The sequence below is a fragment of the Maribacter sp. 4U21 genome (genome assembly GCF_002742365.1).
In the GTDB taxonomy this organism is placed as follows: domain Bacteria; phylum Bacteroidota; class Bacteroidia; order Flavobacteriales; family Flavobacteriaceae; genus Maribacter.
In genome coordinates this window covers 12,810-31,314 of the sequence record NZ_MDGN01000001.1, presented here as the reverse complement: position 1 = coordinate 31,314, position 18,505 = coordinate 12,810, and the positions used below count along the sequence as shown (strand labels likewise).

The window sequence follows — 18,505 nt, the reverse complement described above, 5'->3', positions numbered from 1 at the left end:
CGGAATTATCCTACGCGTTAAAAGAATATTGAAATGAGATCGGGATATCATTCCTCGCTGCTAAGACGCTCCCTTTCTATTTTGTCTATCTCCCTGTCATTATCCTCTAATCTGTAATTTCCAAAATTATAGGTAAAGCCAAAACGCACATACTGCGTTTCAGGAATGGCCAGGAAATTGTTGTCCTGGTTCAAGTATTTTGAGGTGACCCTGCCGTTGGCTTTTCCGAGAATATCGTTAACGGCAAGACTTACTAATGCCCTGCGCTTCCAAAACGATTTTCGCAATCCAAAGGTAAGATTCGTAGTCTCCGCCTGTATGCTAGACCCCTGCAGAAAGCCAGATAAATAGGTAAGCCCCAATTCCCCTTTAAGCGTTCCGTCCTTGGATAACGTCAAATAATTGGTAAGGTCCGCATAAAACCCGTCAAACTCATTCCTTGCGGGAACGTTGTTACTTTCCAGAGCTAAAAACGTCTCATCTTCATGAAAAATGGAAATATAGCTATAGAGATACCAGTTGTTCGTAATGGATTTTCCGTAGTTAAAATCAAATCCGTAAGAAGTACTTTCTAAAACATTCTGGGTAACGTCCCTTAAGGTCTGGTTTTCATTATTCTGAAAAGTAAGCGTGGAAATATAATTACCATTGTCCCTATAGTAAAAATCAAAAAAGAATTCTTGTTTCAGCGTATAATTTAAATTGAAATTGTTGCTAAAGTTTGGAAGCAGGTTGGGGTTCCCGTCAAAAAAAAGATTCTCGTTTACAAATGTTCTAAACGGATTTAAATCCTCATATCGGGGTCTGGTCAGTTTTCTGGAATAATCAAAAGCAAAGCTATGATTTTCGTTCACGTTATGCAGCACATAGAGTGTTGGGAACAGCTCAAAATACGATAACTCATTAATGGTGGAGAGTGCCACCGAATTACCGGAACTTTCCGTTTGCTCTGCCCTTAGACCGGCCTTTAAGCTCCATTTTTCCCAATCCTTGGAAAGGCTAAAATAACCTGCATAGACTTGTTCGTCGTACAGGTAATCGTCGGAAAGCTCCGCGACCGGTACCTGCCCGTTGTTCAAATCAAAAAAATCCAGTTTGCTTTGGGAGTCAATAAAGGATGCCTTAATACCGGATTCAAAACTGACGGTGCCAAAAAGTGTGCTATAATCCAACTGTGCCGTACCGATCTCTATATCTTGCCGGGCATTGGTAAAAAAATCAAAATCCCTTATAAAATCGCCACTGGGCAGAAAATAATCGGAGTTCACTTCTTGAGACCGCTGCAGGTCAAAATGGGTATAATGCCCGTTTAGTGTTAAGGAACCTTTTTCTTCAAAAGTATGTTTAAATGTAAGGTCCGCGGAAATATTGTTCTTGGTCTCGTCTAAAAAACTGGCAGTGGTAAAGGTAGAATCCAGAGTTCCTTGCCCATTTTCAATACGCGTATCTTGAAAATAATCATAGGTTCTCTCTGGGGACAATTGCGCATTAGAGGTTAGGCTTAGTTCATTTCTATCGTCAAAAGTGTAGTCCAAAACCAGCCCAATGTTATGCGTTTCAAACCGGTTGGTTTGGTCAAAATCTGTCTCCCAGCGCGAAAAAATACCCGTGTCATCGTTAAAATTAGTTATGCTTTCCACATCTTTAAAAACCTTTCTGGGTGCAAAGGAATAACTGGCGTTTAAATTCAGTTTTTCGGTCTTATAGAAGTGCGATGTGCCTATATTGTATTTAGCAAAAACTCCTTGGGTGTACCTAGTGTTGATATTTCCCTTGTAGCCCAATGAAATATTATTACTGGTAACGATATTCAGTACTGGGCCGCCTTCTGCATCATATCTCGCCGGTGGATTGCTAAGGACCTCTATGGACTTTATATTTTCTCCCTGGTAGTTTTCCAATAAATTCCTAACCTCCTCTGAGCTAAGTTGCACTTTTCGGTCGTTTATATAAATTGTGGCGGCTTGGTTTCGTATTTGAAGTTCATCTTGCATGGAGATTACCCCTGGGGTCTGTTGTAGAATTTCCCATGAACTGCTCTGGGATAATACCGTGTTTTCTACATTGAACACCAACCTATCTACTTTTCGTTCTACCACGGGCCTCCCTGCCGTAACCACTACCTCATCCAATACCTGCGAACTTTGCGCGATCATCAACGCACCTATCTTAACATCCTTGATAATGTCCAGAGTCAGATTTTCCGAAGTTTGGCCAATATAACTTGCCTTTAAAAAATAAAGTCCTTCGGTTATTCCGTCTATGGCAAAAAAACCGTTCTCATCTGCGGATGTGCCTTTGACTAAAGTAGAATCTGTGGTGGCCAATAAAAAGACCGACGCAAAGGGAATAGCAGCAGCAGTGTCATCCTTAACTTCTCCCGATAGAGTATACGTTTGGGATAAAACCCCTTGGGAAACTCCAAGGAATACCATAAGAAAAAGTAGTAGCGGTTTCACTTTATGTTTGGATTGAATATCAAAGCTAACAAATTAATACCTCTTTTCTTTCAAAATAGGTAATCCTATAGGGTTTTTATGATTCTTCGCCAACATCTTATTTTGCATGTTTCAGGCTAAAGTTTCGCCTTAAATTAGATTATATTTGCAATTGCTTCTAGAGACTACATCAAACACGGTTTTTAGTGGCGACATCACTTGTTCATACGCTATGAAAAACATTCGAAATTTTTGCATCATTGCCCATATAGACCATGGCAAAAGTACTTTGGCCGATAGGCTTTTGGACTTTACCGGCTCCGTTACCGAGAGGGAGAAGAAAGAACAGCTGCTAGACAGTATGGATTTGGAACGTGAACGTGGTATTACCATAAAGAGTCACGCCATTCAGATGGAATACACCTATAAGGGGGAAGAATATGTTCTGAATTTAATCGATACTCCAGGCCATGTAGATTTTTCTTATGAGGTCTCTAGGTCAATTGCTGCTTGTGAGGGAGCATTGTTAGTGGTTGATGCCGCCCAAAGTATTCAAGCACAAACCATTAGTAATTTATACTTGGCCTTAGAAAACGACTTGGAAATTATTCCGGTACTCAATAAGGTAGACTTACCCAGTGCAAGTCCGGAAGAAGTTACGGATGATATTGTAGATCTTCTAGGTTGTGATGCCGAAGAGGTTATCCCGGCGAGTGCAAAGACCGGAATCGGCATCGAGGAAATACTTGCCGCTATTATTGAGCGGGTTCCTGCTCCAGAAGGAAACTTGGATGAGTCGTTACAAGCATTGGTGTTCGACTCTGTTTATAATCCGTTCCGAGGCGTAGAAACCTATTTTAGGGTAATCAATGGTGAAATTAAGAAAGGACAAAAAATTAAATTTGTTGCCACCGATAAAGATTATTTTGCCGACGAAGTAGGCACGCTTAAGCTAGAACAGCATCCCAAGAAAAGTATAAAGGCAGGAGATGTGGGGTACTTGATTACAGGCATCAAGGACGCGAGGGAAGTAAAGGTAGGAGATACCATTACGGATGCGGCAAAACCAACGGAAAATGCAATCGCCGGTTTTGAGGATGTAAAGCCTATGGTATTTGCAGGTATTTACCCTGTTGATACCGAAGATTTTGAGGAGCTTAGGACTTCCATGGAAAAATTGCAATTAAATGATGCTTCTTTAGTTTTTGCGCCAGAAAGTAGTGCGGCCCTAGGTTTTGGTTTCCGTTGCGGTTTTTTGGGTATGCTTCATATGGAAATCATTCAGGAACGCTTGGAGCGCGAATTTAATATGACGGTAATTACGACCGTACCCAATGTTAGTTATAATGCTTTTACACGCAGGGACCCTGACAAACCTATCATCGTTAACAATCCTTCCGATTTACCGGACCCTTCCACAATTGACCGGGTAGAAGAGCCCTATATCAAGGCAACCATTATTACAAAGTCCGATTTTGTGGGTAATGTCATGTCGCTCTGTATCGAAAAAAGAGGCCAGATTACCAATCAAACGTACTTAACAACCGAACGTGTTGAGCTCAATTTTGATATGCCACTGGCGGAAATTGTGTTTGATTTCTATGACCGTCTAAAAACGGTTTCCAAAGGGTACGCTTCATTTGACTATGCGCCAATAGGAATGCGAACTTCCAAATTGGTACGTGTAGATATTTTATTGAACTCACAGCCCGTAGATGCCCTATCTGCTCTTATACATGCCGATAACGCCGTTACCATAGGTAAAAAGATGTGTGAAAAATTGAAGGAACTTATCCCTAGACAACAGTTTGATATTCCCATTCAAGCCGCAATAGGGGCAAAAATTATTTCTAGGGAAACCACGAAGGCACTCCGTAAAGACGTTACCGCCAAATGTTACGGTGGTGATATTTCTAGAAAAAGAAAGCTTTTGGAGAAACAAAAGAAAGGTAAAAAACGTATGCGCCAAGTGGGGAACGTAGAAGTGCCCCAAGAAGCCTTTATGGCCGTTTTAAAATTGAACGATTAGTATTAGAGGTAGCTATCCTCCTATACTTTAAGTTTGGTGCTAATTGAAAATTCTTTTAAAAGAGAAGACTTATGCATTCTTTTCAATAGGAAACATCTTCCCTAAATACGCCAATCTAAATCCTTCTTGAATTTCAGTAAAATCTTCGCTAAAGGCCGGTATAATTTCAATATCCCCTTCTGGACTTCTTAAAAATAAAGGAATTATTGCGTCATCCGCCTTGGTAATCTCTATAAGTTCTTTATAATGCGCAGCATCCTTTAATTCTATCTCATGAATGGTAGGATTATTTCTTGCCGCTTGCGATAAACGTATATAATCGTCCGTATGGGAAAAAAGTCCCTCTTTGGGATTATTTTCCGGGTCTTTCATCTCATCTGGTGTCACTAACCTAAAAGAGCCGTTTTCACCAAATTGATTTTTGAACTTGTTCAAAGCAAATTTATTGATATCCACATTGCCCGTTAGTGCCATTAGAAAACCAACATCGTTCAGTTCTATATTATTGGAAAGCGAATCAGAATAAATATTGGCATTAAATGCTTCCAATCCTTTTTTCTTTGCCTTTTCTATATTATCCCGGTTACTATCTATCAATACTACATGACGGTTATTCTGTTGTAAATAACTACCAATTAAACGAGAAACCTTGCACGCCCCAACAATTAAGATGCCTTCGGACTTCTTTAGAAAAACACCTACTAATTTTGCAAATATCCTGGCTGTAGTTGCATTCAGTAAAACGGTACCCAGTACAATCATAAATACCAATGGGGTGATGTATTCCGCACCTGGCTCTCCCCTTGATAACAGCTTAGACCCAAAAAGTGAGGCTATACCGGCCGCAACAATACCTCTGGGACCCACCCAACTTATAAATAATTTTTCGTTGAATTTTAGATTGGAGCCTTGGGCACTGAGGAATACTCCTATAGGCCTTATCAAGAAAACAATAACCACAAAAAGCGCTACTGTTTTCCAATTATAAATAAGCTCCAAATCGGATATGTTGATATTGGCCGCTAACAGTATGAAAAGTATGGATATCAAAAGAACGCTCAAGGACTCCTTGAAGTAAAGAAGTTCCTTGATGTTGGGCAAATTCATATTACCCATGACCATTCCCATAACTACCACGGCCAAAAGCCCGGACTCATGAGCAAAAATATCGGACTCTACAAAGACCAAAAGCACCACGGAAAGTGAAACCACATTCAAAAGATAATGTGGAATAAAATTCTTTTTAATGGCAAATGCCAAGGCGTGCGCAAAGGTGAATCCAAAAGTGAATCCGAATAAGAGTATTTTTCCAAATTCTATGAGTGCGGTCAACGTATAGCCTTGGCCCTCCCCAACACTTATAAATTCAAAGACCAAAACGGCGGCCAATGCGCCTATGGGGTCAATAAGGATTCCTTCCCACTTCAATACCGCAGAAACATCCTTTTTCAGTGGAATGTTTCTTAAAATCGGTGTAATTACCGTTGGTCCAGTCACAATGATCAGTGCAGAAAACAAAAATGAAATCTGCCAATTAAGACCAAAAATATAGTGGGCGGCAACACCGGCACCAAAGAAAGTTACCACACTTCCTATGGTAATCAACTTAGTGATCATAGGACCTACGTTTCTAATTTCTGATCGTTTCAGCGTAAGACCTCCCTCAAAAAGAATAATGCTAATGGCAAGCGAAACAAAATAGTACAGCCCTTCGCCTGGGAAAAGACCTTTTTCACCATCCCAAATAGGTTCTATCAGTTTACCTCCATCTTCAGTAAATAGTGTGGCTATAGGCCCTACCAAGAGGCCTATTAAGATCAATGGTAATATTGCCGGTAATTTTAGGCGCCAAGCTACCCACTGTGCTATAATACCTAAAATTATGATTCCCGCTAGTTCTAGCATTAAAACTGTTTTTGGTAAAAATAGTAAATATAAAGAGAGTTGTCTTAAAATGGAGTATGCCTCGTTTCATCTACGCTGCAATCTTAATCAAAACTAAAAATCATTAGTCTCGCATGGTAAGACGTAAGACCGAACAGGCCGACTTTTCCGTAAACTTATCTTTTCCAGTTCCGAACAGCACACTGATCCAATTGTCCTTTTGTGGGGTGCCAAGAATCAGTAAATCAAAACTGGCCGAGGCTTTGGATATCGCAGCGATAGAGTCATCACTTTTTTGAACGAAAACCATACCTTTCGTTTCTACCTTGGTCAAAAGTTTTTGAGATTTTTTCTTCATGCCGGTGATGGCTTCCTCTGTGGTATTTTCTGGCACTACGTGCAATAGGGTCAACGAGGCGCCATAAAACTTACATATTCTATCGGCAACAGCAACAAAATTTTTCTCTTTTCGGCCTGGCCTCAACGGCAACAATACTTTACTAATATACCGAACACCATTGTCCTTGAAAAGGGCAAAATCAGAATTGATATGGGTCAGCAGCCATCCTACAGGGTTGCTCACAAGAATGCCGCTGTGTGCCCTGCCGTTCCAACCCATGACCAACCAATCGCAATGAGTTTGGTTACTAAGTTCGTGTATGGTATCTGACATTTCATGGGTAACGACGGCCTCAAAATCTATTTCGATATTCTTAGATACCGCCAAACTGGCAATTCTTCTGTCAAGCGAGGTTACCTGCGGATTCTCTTCTTCCTCAAAGGCGTCTAAAAAAGTCTGGTTCGGTACCTCAGTGATATTTACGGCCTGTATTTTTTCCTTTTTATTGATAGCCGCCGCAATTTCCACTAACATCTCTGCAGATTTCTCATTCCCTAAAAGCGGTACTACCACACCGGCATCGGAAACTAATTGTCCGTCTAGATTTTGTTCGGATATGGGCTGATTCTTTCTGTAGGCGAACTGTTCTCTCTTCTTTCGCTTGTAAAAAAGATATAATGCGGGTCGATGTCCATATTTCCTTAGAATTCCTGTACGAGTGGCATTTTTCCCAAACTTGAGATAAATAAGTATTCCAATAACGAATATGGCGATTATAGCAAGCATTGGGCCCAATCCCAAAAACACGAGCAAGGCTATTCCCGTGCCTATTCCAAAAAGCTGTAACACGGGATAAAACGGCGAACGATAAGGCGGATTGTACCATTGCGCGGCCGTTTCCCTAAGGACAATGACGCAGGCGTTGACCAATATGAACATCATTACCATAAATGCACTGGCCAATTTTGCGATCTTCTCCACGTCTAAAAATAGGATGACCAAGGCCATGGCTAAACAGGTCATGACAATCGTTACAACAGGTGTTAAGTAACGCGAATGAATCTTCGCCATAAAGCTTGGCAGTAGCTTGTCTATCGCCATCGCAAAGGGAAATCTAGATGAGGCCAAAACCCCGGAATTTGCCATGGAAATTAAGGTTACGATTCCTATAATGGCCGCAGCATAACCCACATATTTTCCTCCTAAGAGATGAGATATGGTGTATATCGGTTTAATATCGGAACCCAAGGAGTCCAAAGGAATATTACCTACCAAAACAAAGGCCATGAACACATAAATCGAAGTCATGATAAGTAGGGAGAGAATCATTGCCCTAGGCAAATTTGTGCTTGGATTCTTTATCTCACCAGCGATCGCAGCGACCTTGGTGACCCCGGCATAGGAGATGTAGACAAATGCCACTGTAGAAAACAGACCCATATTCCCTTCCAATAAAAAAGGCTCTAAAAGTTCAGGTGATGTTTTTGGTAGGCCAAAAATTAAAATTAGAGCCAGCGTAACAAGGCTAATGGTCACAATAACGATTTGAACCTTGCCTACCTTTTTAACACCCAGAATATTCAGAAAAAGAATTATTGCCAAAAAAATCAAGGCAATGTACTTTGTTAAGCCCGGGGCTATATGTACTAAAATAGATAAATATGCTCCAAAACCCACCAAGGCAAAGGCACTTTTAAAGAGGAGGGATAACCAAAGCCCTATACCGGCTATGGTGCCAAGAAGTGGTCCAAAAGCCCGTTCAATGTATACATATGTGCCTCCTGAAGAAGGCATTGCAGTAGCCAACTCTGATTTTGATAGTGCCGCAGGCAATATACAGACAGCTGCCAATAAATAGGCAAGCCATACAGAAGAACCTGTTTTGGCGGCCGCCAAGCCTGGGAGCACAAAAATTCCGCTACCCAGCATACCTCCTATACTTATGGCAATTACAGAGGTAAGCGATAAACTACGTTCTAATTTTTTCAAATCCTTTAGTTGGTTGGGGGATAAAAATAGCCTTTTTAAAGCAAACGCTAAATGATAATATATTCTTAATAATCTTAAGTTTTCATAAGGTTTTATTATTTTGCCCTTCATGGAAATTTTTCCCGTAGAAACTGGTAATTTTAAATTGGACGGTGGGGCTATGTTCGGCGTAGTTCCTAAGACTATTTGGCAAAAAACTAACCCAGCAGATGCTAATAACCTTATCGATATCGCTGCAAGAAGTCTTTTGATAGAAGACGGCAAGCGTCTTATTCTTATCGATACCGGTATGGGAAACAAACAATCTGACAAATTTTTCAGCTATTATTACCGCTGGGGCCATTTTTCATTGGACAATTCCCTGAAAAAGCTTGGATTTCATAGAGACGATATTACCGACGTTTTTATGACACATCTACATTTTGATCACTGTGGCGGCTGTATTCAGTGGAACAGCGACAGAACGGGTTATGAACCTGCCTTTAAAAATGCCCGTTTTTGGACCAATGAAAATCATTGGAAATGGGCCACAGAACCCAACGCTAGGGAAAAAGCTTCCTTTCTAAAGGAAAACCTTTTACCTATGGAGGAGAGCGGCCAGTTAAAATTTATCGGGTTGCCAAACACAAACAGTGACCTAGCTTTTAAAGAACAATCGGAACTTAATTTTGGAATTCGATTTGTTGATGGGCATACCGAAAAGCAAATGTTACCTCAAATTAAATATAAAGGAAAAATCATAGTGTTCGTAGCGGATTTAATTCCAACGGTAGGGCACATTCCATTACCTTACGTCATCGGCTACGACACACGCCCATTATTAACCCTTTCTGAGAAGGAACTATTCCTAAATAAGGCCGTGGAAAATGAGATTTACCTGTTCTTTGAACACGATGCCCATAATGAGCTCTGTACCCTTAAACAAACGGAAAAAGGTGTGCGATTGGATAGCACTTATACCTTTGAAGAAATTTTCCATTAACATCAGTAATAAACTATAAAAACACTAATTAAAATACACATCTTATGAAACGAACATTTTCTAAATCGGTCTTCTTTATTGCTGCCACAACGCTAATGATGAGTTGCGGTAGTACCGGAGGTTTGATTCTCACCCCTGTAGAAAATATTGATACTACACCCCTTAAAATCGCTGAGCTTACCAAAGCCGAAAAGCAAAATTGGGGACATCTAGATTTAATAACCGACACCATTCCTGGAATGAGTGTGGATAAGGCCTATAAGGATATCATTAAAAATAAGAAAGGTAGTAAAGTCATTGTTGCAGTATTGGATTCAGGAATAGACTTAGACCACGAAGATTTAGATGGTGTACTTTGGACCAATACCAAGGAAAGACCTGGGAACAATAAAGATGATGATGGGAATGGATACATAGATGACATTCACGGTTATAATTTCCTAGGGGAATCCTATAACGAACAGCTAGAATATGTTCGTATGCTCCGCTTAAACATTGGCGACCAAGCAACGCTTGCCAAAGCAAAGGCAAAATTGGACAAGGAATACAATGAGGCCCTACAGAACAAACAACAATATGAGCAGATTTTACAGGCCGTAAAAGGAGCGGATGCCGCCGTTAAAAAGCATTTGGGTAAAGAAAGCTATACCAAGGCCGAGGTATCGGCAATTGAAGCCAAAGACGAAACTATGCAGCGCAACAAAGCCATTCTTGCGCAGATGTTCACTATAAAAGAAACGATTCCGGAAGTACTTGAAGAGCTTGGTGACGGGTTGAAATATTTTACGGAACAGCTTAATTACAACCTCAACAAAGATTTTGATGGTAGAAAAGTAGTCGGAGACGACCCCTATAACCGGAACGATACCAATTACGGTAACGGAAATCCAAACAATCGCGTAGCAGATGAAAGTCATGGTACCCATGTAGCCGGTATTATTGCGGCGGAAAGAAATAATGGCAAAGGTGCCAACGGTATTACGAATAATGTGGCCATAATGAGTATACGTGCCGTACCCAACGGGGACGAGTATGACAAGGACATTGCCCTTGGCATTCGTTACGCGGTGGATAATGGGGCCAAGGTCATCAATGGTAGCTTTGGAAAGTCGTTTTCTCCAAACGCAGCGTGGGTTTACGATGCCATAAAATACGCTGCAAAAAATGATGTGCTCTTTGTGCATGCGGCCGGTAACGATGGTGCCAATCTAGATGACCCTTCCAATCCAAACTACCCTAACGATCAAGTGAACAACGGTCCGGAAATTTCGGATAACGTTATTACCGTAGGTGCCCTAGACCCAAAATACGGTTCGGAATTGTTAGCTTCTTATTCCAATTACGGGAAAATAAACGTTGATATTTTCGCTCCCGGAACGGATATTTATTCTTCTTATCCCAATAACACTTACGAGTACTCTCCAGGGACTTCTATGGCCGCCCCTGCAGTAGCGGGATTGGCCGCTCTGTTATTTTCCCAATATCCTAACTTATCTGCAGCTCAGGTCAAAAAAATTATTTTGAAATCCGGATTGCCGATTAAAGCAAAAGTGATTTTGGGCGGTGACGCATCAAAAAGTGCTAACTTAAGGGACATCTCCACTTCGGGGAAAATTGCAAATGCCTATAACGCCCTTATTATGGCTGGTCAAGTAAGTAAAGGTCAAATTCAATTATAACCAATGAAAATGAAAAACATAAACATAGTGGTAACACTGCTATTTTTCCAAGCAGGATTACTATCCTTAACGGCACAGAATCAAACCAACTATTGGCAACAACACGTAGACTACACCATGGAGGTAGCTATGGATGTGGAAAACTACCAATATAGTGGCACCCAAAAATTAGTCTATACCAATAATTCACCGGAGTCGTTAAATCGTGTTTTTTATCATCTCTATTTCAATGCTTTTCAACCAGGAAGTGAGATGGACGTGCGTTTACAGAACATAGCCGATCCAGATGATAGGATGACGACCAGCGAAAAAACGAGCAGAATTGCCGCGCTTTCCGAAAGCGAAATGGGATACCTACATGTTACCGCATTGACCCAAGATGGTTCAAAAGTAACCTTCAACGAAGAAGGTACCGTTCTGGTCGTAGATTTGGCAAAACCAATACCTCCTGGAACTAAGTCGACCTTTGAAATGACCTTCAACGGGCAGGTTCCTTTACAGATCAGAAGATCCGGAAGAAATAATAACGAAGGGGTGGCCCTTTCCATGAGCCAATGGTATCCAAAATTAGCAGAATACGATTTTGAAGGCTGGCACGCAGACCCTTACATCGCAAGGGAATTCCATGGTGTCTGGGGTGATTTTGATGTAAAATTGACCTTGGATAAAACCTATATGGTAGGAGGTACGGGCTATTTGCAAAATCCGCAAGACATAGGACATGGCTATGAAGCTCCTGGCAGCAAGGTGAAAAAACAGAAAGGAAAAACCCTTACTTGGCATTTTAAAGCTCCCATGGTCCATGATTTCATGTGGGCCGCAGACCCCGAGTACCTACATGATACCTTACAGGTAGAAAACGGACCTATGCTTCACTTCCTTTACAAGAACAATCCAGAGATCATTGAGAACTGGAAAAACCTTCAGCCTAAGACGGCAGCGGCCATGCAGTTTTTCAATAAGAACATAGGGGCTTACCCCTACGATCAGTATTCCGTTATACAAGGCGGGGATGGCGGCATGGAATACGCTATGAGTACCTTGATTACCGGAGAACGGAAATTTAGTAGCCTTGTCGGTGTGATGGCACATGAGATGGCCCATTCTTGGTTTCAGCACATTCTGGCGACCAATGAAGCCAAGCACGAGTGGATGGATGAGGGTTTTACTTCTTTTATCTCCAGTCTATGTATGAACGAGATAATGGACCAAAACAAGGACAATCCTTTTTTAAACTCCTACAAAGGTTATTTTAATCTAGCGCTATCCGGGAAAGAACAACCGCAAACTACCCATGCAGACCGCTACGCGCTAAATTATGCCTATGGTATATCCGCTTACAGCAAAGGTTCTGTCTTTCTAGCACAGCTCGGTTATCTCATTGGTCAGGATAAACTAATGGAAACCCTTAGAAAATACTATGCCGATTTCAAATTCAAGCACCCGGTGCCAAATGACATCAAGCGTACTGCGGAAAAGGTATCGGGTATGGAACTGGATTGGTACCTTACCGATTGGACCCAAACCACGAATACCATAGACTACGGCATTAAGGAAGTTGTGGCAGATGGGGAAGAAACAAAAATAACCTTGGAACGTATTGGGCTCATGCCTATGCCACAGGACATTTTGGTGGTGTATCATGATGATACCCAGGAAACCTTCTATGCCCCGCTACGGATGATGCGCGGTGAAAAGGACAATCCTTATGCCCCGATCCAAAGAACCGTGTTGCCAGATTGGCCTTGGGCATTCCCGACCTATGAGTTTAGAATCGGCAAGCCGCTCTCTAGTATCAAAGCAATAGTCCTGGACCCATCTCAGCTCATGGCCGATGTGAACATAGATAACAATGTTTGGCAGCTTCAGAAATAAATGATAAAGCAGGCCCACTCGTTCGGTAGAAAAGAAAAGCTAAAAAACAAGGAGCGTATTACGCAATTGTTCGAGGAAGGAAAAACCTTAAAGGCCTACCCCTTAAAACTCATCTATTTAAGTGTTGACGAACAAGAGGTGGCCATAAAAGTGGGCGTTGCCGTTCCTAAAAGAAGTTTTAAAAGTGCGGTAAAACGGAATCGTATCAAAAGACTGATGCGGGAGGCCTATAGGCTCAATAAAGCCATCGTTTTTAACAATACTCAGGGGAACTTTGCGTTTCTATTTTTATACCTTGGGAAAGAAATGCCCTCTTTTGATCAAATAGCGCCGCGAATGGAGCTTCTTTTGAATAAATTTAACGTCCAAAATCATGAAAAAAGCACTACATAAAAAAGTTATAATTCCCGTTATAGCCATCGCCTTTCTCTTTTTTGGAAGTAGTTTTAAAAGCGACTTTTTTGAGATTGCCAAACAAATAGAAATTTTTACTACGCTCTTCAAGGAGCTTAATATGAATTATGTGGATGAGACCAATCCTGCAGAATTAATGGATACTGCCATTAAAAATATGCTCGAAGGTCTGGACCCCTACACTAAATTTTTAAATGAGCAGGACGTTGAGGCCTATCGTATCAACAATGCAGGGGAATACTCGGGTATTGGTGCCTTGGTTCGTTCCTACAAGGACAAGTTGCTGATTATTGAACCTCATGAGGGTTATCCGGCGGATAAGGCGGGCCTAAAAGCAGGAGACCAAATTATCCAGATCGGTGATATTAAAGTGGCCGATTTTGATGACAACGCCAGTGAACTCTTAAAAGGTGCCAACGGCACATCTGTTTCCATTATCTATAAAAGACAAGGAAAACTAAGCAGTACCACTATTGAACGAGAAGGTATAACAGTAGACGCAGTACCTTTCTATAGTATGATCGATGACAAAACAGGCTACATTGTGCTCGCCAAATTTAACGCCAAAGCTTCTTCCCAGACAAAATCTGCCTTGTTGGATTTAAAGGGAAAAGGTGCCGAAAAAATCGTGTTTGATTTGCGTGATAATCCGGGAGGCTTGCTATCAGAGGCCATTAACGTAACCAATCTTTTTGTGCCTAAGGGAGAGCTGGTCGTTACTACAAAATCCAAGGTGAAAAAATTCAACAGAGAATACCGAACCACCAACAAGGCGGTAGATACGGAAATACCCTTGGTCGTTCTTGTAAACGGAAGCAGTGCTTCTGCCAGTGAAATCGTATCCGGTAGTCTTCAAGATCTGGACAGAGCGGTAATCATGGGGGCCAGGAGTTTTGGAAAAGGTCTGGTTCAGCGTCCGTTAAAGCTTACTTACGGAACACAGCTCAAAGTAACCATTTCTAGATATTACACATCTTCTGGACGATGTATCCAAGCGTTGGACTATTGGAACAGGGACGATAACGGACTAGCGGTGCGAAACACGAAATTCAATGACTTTACAACCCGAAATGGCCGCAAGGTACAGGATGGGGGCGGTGTACTTCCAGATGTAGAAGTGGCTGCCGTCAAAACCAATGACCTCACCATGGCATTGCTTCAAAATAATGTAATTTTTGATTACGCCACGGACTATCATTACCAGCATAATCTGAGTGATATATCGGACTTTAAGTTCAGCAACGCTGACTTTAACGATTTTAAAGCCTACGTAAGGAAGAGTGACTTTTCTTTTGAGACCAAAGCGGAAGAGGCGATTAAAAAAGCACTTACAGGAGAAGAAAACGACTTCTTGGGCGCGGAGGTCAAGGATAGTTACAAAACCCTTTTGGCAAATATTGAAAAGGGCAAAATAAACGCCCTGGACAAATTCCAAGGTGAGATACAGAAGAATCTAGAGGATGAAATCGTTAAGCGTTATTTTTATAGAGATGGACTCTACAAATATTACCTGAATAATGATGATGCCATTCTCGCTGCTACAGAGCTACTAAACAATACGAGCAAATACACTGAAATTTTAAACTGATACCGCTTACTACCAAGTATATGCTGGAGGTTCAATACCGTTCATTCTCAGATAGAGATTGGCTTCGGCCACGTACTTAGCAAATTCTTTTGGTCTTGTTTATAGGTTGTGTTTAGCAATGTTATTTTCCACTACGTAGAATCTCCAATAATTTTTTTGGGTCCTGTCGATTATCCCAAAAAGCGCTTATTATAATTGACTCTTCCGTTATTTTGTAATAGATACTGAAATTACCTAATGAGGCCACCCTAATATCATTGAAGTTAGTAGATTTATAGGTTAAAGGTGATTTAGCGATTTGATTTGTACGCTGAGCAACCAATAGAATTAATTTCTTCGAATATATGGGGGACTTATTTCTCTTTGCCCAATATTCAAGAATTCCAACAAATTGAAGGTCAGCTGTTTTTGTCCAGATTACATTGCGTTTAGCCATTCAAGATTCCGTTTGTCCATTTCGTTCTGCGAAATCAGTCTTCCGTTTGCAATGTCATCCTCACTCATTTCCAACATTTGCTTTTGCTCATCCGAAAGTTCAACGATTTCAGTCTCAGATGAACTTGAAGAAATAATCTGATCAAGTGCCTTTAAAAACTCTTTGTTACGTATGGTTAGGATTTTGTCAATTAATCCATTCCGTATTTTATCTACAGTTGCCATTTAATTTCCCTTTATGTAAATATCTTAAAATTTGATGAATTCGCATAATGTTGTACAACTACCAAGTATATGCTGGAGGTTCAATACCCTTCATTCTCAGATAGAGATTGGCTTTGGCCCTATGGTTCGTGAGATGGTCCTGCACGTAGAACAAAGCAAAAGCACGACTTACCGTATTGCCGCTATGGTACATTTTGCAGGTCTCGTCCAGCGTTTCTTGTTCAATAGTACGTACTACATTTTCCGTGTAATCAAATCCTTGTTCCAAAAGAGCTATTATTTCTTTCTTGCTCATTTTACTGGCATCCGGCATATTGGGTTTTACTTCTTGCCCTTGTACGTACCTCCTTGTCAGTAACTCAATCGTATAACCAATATGAACTATTTGCTCGCCAAAGGTTTTACTTTCTCCCGTAGGTTGATAGCCGTACATCTCTTCTGGCATTGCCTGGGCCACCTCTAGACAGTGCGATCTAGCCGCTAACCATACCGGAAGATACATCTTGGTAAAAGCAGTTTTGGGCACTTGCTCCTGCTGCCCCATGACCGTGTGGCAGAGTAAAAGGGCAATGCCACATATCATTAGCTCACCTATTCTTTTCATAATATTGCTTTGATGTTGTTTAAAAGACACAGCGGTCTTCATTCGATTTGATATAGTGCCGACCATAGTTCTTGGCTTTGGGATTCATGCACCTTTCTAGGTTCTTTATTTTAATGTTCCTAAAATCTATAGGCTTACCTGTACTCTGCAATGCAATAAATCCATTTTTTAACAAGGTGCCGTCCTTTTTCATATTAGGGTCGTGCCTTTCTACCACCTCACCACCTATCTGCGGTTGGGTATACTCTAGTACTTTCTTGCCACTTATATAATGGATCACCAATGAATCACCTAAAACTACAAGTTCCGCTTTTACCCAATCATTGCCATAGAAAGTTGCAGAACTGGACCTTATGCAGTGTCTGTCGTCTATTTTTCCTTTAAAAACCACATCGGCACCTGAAGAACACATATTTCCTGTGGGTCGTTCTTTTCCGTCATCCAAGCCTGCCAAAAACTGCATTTCTACCGATATGGGCCAATTCTGTTCCTTAGGCATGGTCCTTGGGTCTTGGGAATGGAACATGACGCCACCGTTCTTCTTCACAAATATGGGAGCCCCAGGATGAACGTCTCCTACAAAGCGGTATTCCATGGACAAGTGAAAATAGGCGTAGGGCTCATCATAATAAAGATGACCAAATCGATCATTAAAGTCAGCCTCATATTCGTCGTAACGCACTTTTATCATACCGTCCTCCGCACGAAAAGTGTTGCCATGATTATCGCCTACCTCATAATGTTGAATGTTGGTCGTCCAGCCAGTTAAGTTTTCTCCGTTAAAAAGTGCTTCTCAATCCTCTTCTACATACAACTTCTTGCTAGACCCAAAACTTAAAAACAGAATGCTCAAAAGCAAACAAGCCAAAATTTTCTTTGTTCTCATGTTCATCAAACTTTAAAATAAATCTTGTGCCTGTCTAAAAAGTAGGTGATATACCAAAAAATGAATAACACCAAAAGGGCATTGATAAGGGCCATCCAATCTGTAGGAACTCCTATGGGGCTCAAAAGCCCCTCTGCCCATATCGCTCCAAAATCCCGAAACCACTGAACGCCTACCGTTTCAGAAAACAGATAGATAAAGATAGCATTGGTGCCAACAACAGAAAAAACAGAAAGCCATTTACCCTTTCGATGCTTCACATCTATCATCCAATAGAAAAAGGCAAGCACCAAAATGGCAAAACCTCCTGAAGCCAAGGAAAAGGATGTGGTTGCTATGCGTTTAACGATAGGTGTTATCTGCAATATGTCCAGTGCAAATCCCAAAACCAGTGCTACCGTACCGAAGACCAAGAACAGCTTTAGTTTTTCTTTTACGGGTCTGTGGGAAAGTAATAGTTGGCCGCATACCACGCCCCATATGGTGTGTGCCGCCGTGGGTATAAAATTAACGAACACCCAATACCCACTGTCTACTTTGCCCATAACCAAAATATCTATAAAAGCGCCAAAACTATCGTGCCCCTGTACGTAAGGTGCTGCCGGATTGTACATTCTGTAAAGCACCTCGGTCAAAACCAATAGCCCTACCGATACCAGTAGTTGTGTTTTCATGGGAAACCTCATCAAGGCATAAGCTATAAGAATGGTGAAAGCCAGTTGCACCAATACGTTCCATAGCTCCCAGACCAAAGCTTGGTTATAGACACAGTGCAATAAGACCCCCAAAACAAAAAAGCAACGCACAGCGCCTGAGAATGTGCAGGGTTACCTTTTTTTGGTTTCCTGCGGCCAGTCTTTTTCGGAGGGAGAAGGGCATGGCCACCCCTACGATGAACATAAAGAACGGTTGTATCAAGTCCCAAAACCGTAGGCCGTTCCAAGGATGGTGATGTAGTTGCAGTGCAATTCCGGAAAATACCGTTCCTTCGGTTACCGTTGAAAAATGCTCATGAAAGCCAGCAGCCTCGGCAATTAACAAGAACATGGTCATTCCCCGAAAAACATCTAAAGAACATAATCGTTTGGATACGTTCTCCGCAAACTGTGACACCCTACTAATGGTTTATTGGTTTCC

14 protein-coding genes and 1 pseudogene are annotated in these 18,505 nt (G+C 41.4%); 6 read left to right on the top strand and 9 right to left on the bottom strand.

The features are described from left to right. Positions 1-47 precede the first annotated feature (47 nt). On the bottom strand, positions 48-2,459 hold the full coding sequence (locus BFP77_RS00120) for an outer membrane beta-barrel family protein (protein ID WP_257212805.1): 2,412 nt from the start codon (positions 2,457-2,459) through the stop codon (positions 48-50). Positions 2,460-2,670: 211 nt separating this feature from the next. Here BFP77_RS00120 and lepA point away from each other — a divergent pair, with 211 nt between their 5' ends. After that, a complete protein-coding gene (gene lepA, locus BFP77_RS00115; protein WP_099572061.1) occupies positions 2,671-4,467 on the top strand; it encodes a translation elongation factor 4 in 1,797 nt (598 codons plus the stop codon). A 69-nt stretch (positions 4,468-4,536) separates the two neighbouring features. Here the strand turns inward: lepA and BFP77_RS00110 are convergent, their stop codons facing one another. Both BFP77_RS00110 and BFP77_RS00105 read right to left on the bottom strand, forming a co-directional pair. Next, a complete protein-coding gene (locus BFP77_RS00110) occupies positions 4,537-6,372 on the bottom strand; it encodes a cation:proton antiporter (RefSeq protein ID WP_099572060.1) in 1,836 nt (611 codons plus the stop codon). Between the two features lie 103 nt (positions 6,373-6,475). Beyond that, on the bottom strand, positions 6,476-8,680 hold the full coding sequence (locus BFP77_RS00105) for an amino acid permease (protein WP_218963438.1): 2,205 nt from the start codon (positions 8,678-8,680) through the stop codon (positions 6,476-6,478). A 109-nt stretch (positions 8,681-8,789) separates the two neighbouring features. Here BFP77_RS00105 and BFP77_RS00100 point away from each other — a divergent pair, with 109 nt between their 5' ends. The 5 genes from BFP77_RS00100 to BFP77_RS00080 are packed head-to-tail and all read left to right on the top strand — an operon-like array spanning position 8,790 to position 15,218. Beyond that, a complete protein-coding gene (locus tag BFP77_RS00100) occupies positions 8,790-9,662 on the top strand; it encodes an MBL fold metallo-hydrolase (protein WP_099572058.1) in 873 nt (290 codons plus the stop codon). A 44-nt stretch (positions 9,663-9,706) separates the two neighbouring features. Beyond that, positions 9,707-11,341, top strand: coding sequence for a S8 family peptidase (locus tag BFP77_RS00095; protein WP_099572057.1), 1,635 nt, complete (start codon positions 9,707-9,709; stop codon positions 11,339-11,341). Between the two features lie 9 nt (positions 11,342-11,350). Next, positions 11,351-13,216 carry a M1 family metallopeptidase gene (locus BFP77_RS00090; protein ID WP_373604809.1) on the top strand — a complete coding sequence of 622 codons (1,866 nt, stop codon included), beginning with the start codon at positions 11,351-11,353 and terminating at the stop codon, positions 13,214-13,216. Beyond that, entirely contained in the window at positions 13,217-13,609 is a 393-nt protein-coding gene (rnpA, locus tag BFP77_RS00085; RefSeq protein ID WP_099572055.1) for a ribonuclease P protein component, read from the top strand. It abuts the gene before it with no gap. Next, a complete protein-coding gene (locus BFP77_RS00080; protein WP_099572054.1) occupies positions 13,590-15,218 on the top strand; it encodes a S41 family peptidase in 1,629 nt (542 codons plus the stop codon). The genes rnpA and BFP77_RS00080 overlap by 20 nt, the downstream gene beginning before the upstream one ends. A 121-nt stretch (positions 15,219-15,339) precedes the next feature. Here BFP77_RS00080 and BFP77_RS00075 read toward each other — a convergent pair whose 3' ends face one another. The 6 genes and pseudogenes from BFP77_RS00075 to BFP77_RS17075 form a co-directional block, all read right to left on the bottom strand. After that, on the bottom strand, positions 15,340-15,654 hold the full coding sequence (locus BFP77_RS00075; protein ID WP_099572053.1) for a type II toxin-antitoxin system RelE/ParE family toxin: 315 nt from the start codon (positions 15,652-15,654) through the stop codon (positions 15,340-15,342). Continuing rightward, positions 15,636-15,878: a hypothetical protein gene (locus BFP77_RS00070; RefSeq protein ID WP_099572052.1), complete on the bottom strand. Its 243-nt coding sequence runs from the start codon at positions 15,876-15,878 to the stop codon at positions 15,636-15,638. The genes BFP77_RS00075 and BFP77_RS00070 overlap by 19 nt, the downstream gene beginning before the upstream one ends. 58 nt (positions 15,879-15,936) lie before the next feature. Further along, positions 15,937-16,482 carry a DinB family protein gene (locus BFP77_RS00065; RefSeq protein WP_180272271.1) on the bottom strand — a complete coding sequence of 182 codons (546 nt, stop codon included), beginning with the start codon at positions 16,480-16,482 and terminating at the stop codon, positions 15,937-15,939. A 19-nt stretch (positions 16,483-16,501) separates the two neighbouring features. Continuing rightward, a pseudogene (locus BFP77_RS00060) lies at positions 16,502-17,260 on the bottom strand (3-keto-disaccharide hydrolase); the annotation flags it as partial. Positions 17,261-17,373: 113 nt separating this feature from the next. Further along, positions 17,374-18,120, bottom strand: coding sequence for a DUF5009 domain-containing protein (locus tag BFP77_RS00055; protein WP_218963437.1), 747 nt, complete (start codon positions 18,118-18,120; stop codon positions 17,374-17,376). A 7-nt stretch (positions 18,121-18,127) separates the two neighbouring features. Beyond that, positions 18,128-18,481 (bottom strand): DUF5009 domain-containing protein, encoded by a 354-nt coding sequence (locus BFP77_RS17075; protein ID WP_218963436.1) that lies wholly within the window; start codon positions 18,479-18,481, stop codon positions 18,128-18,130. Positions 18,482-18,505 lie beyond the last annotated feature (24 nt).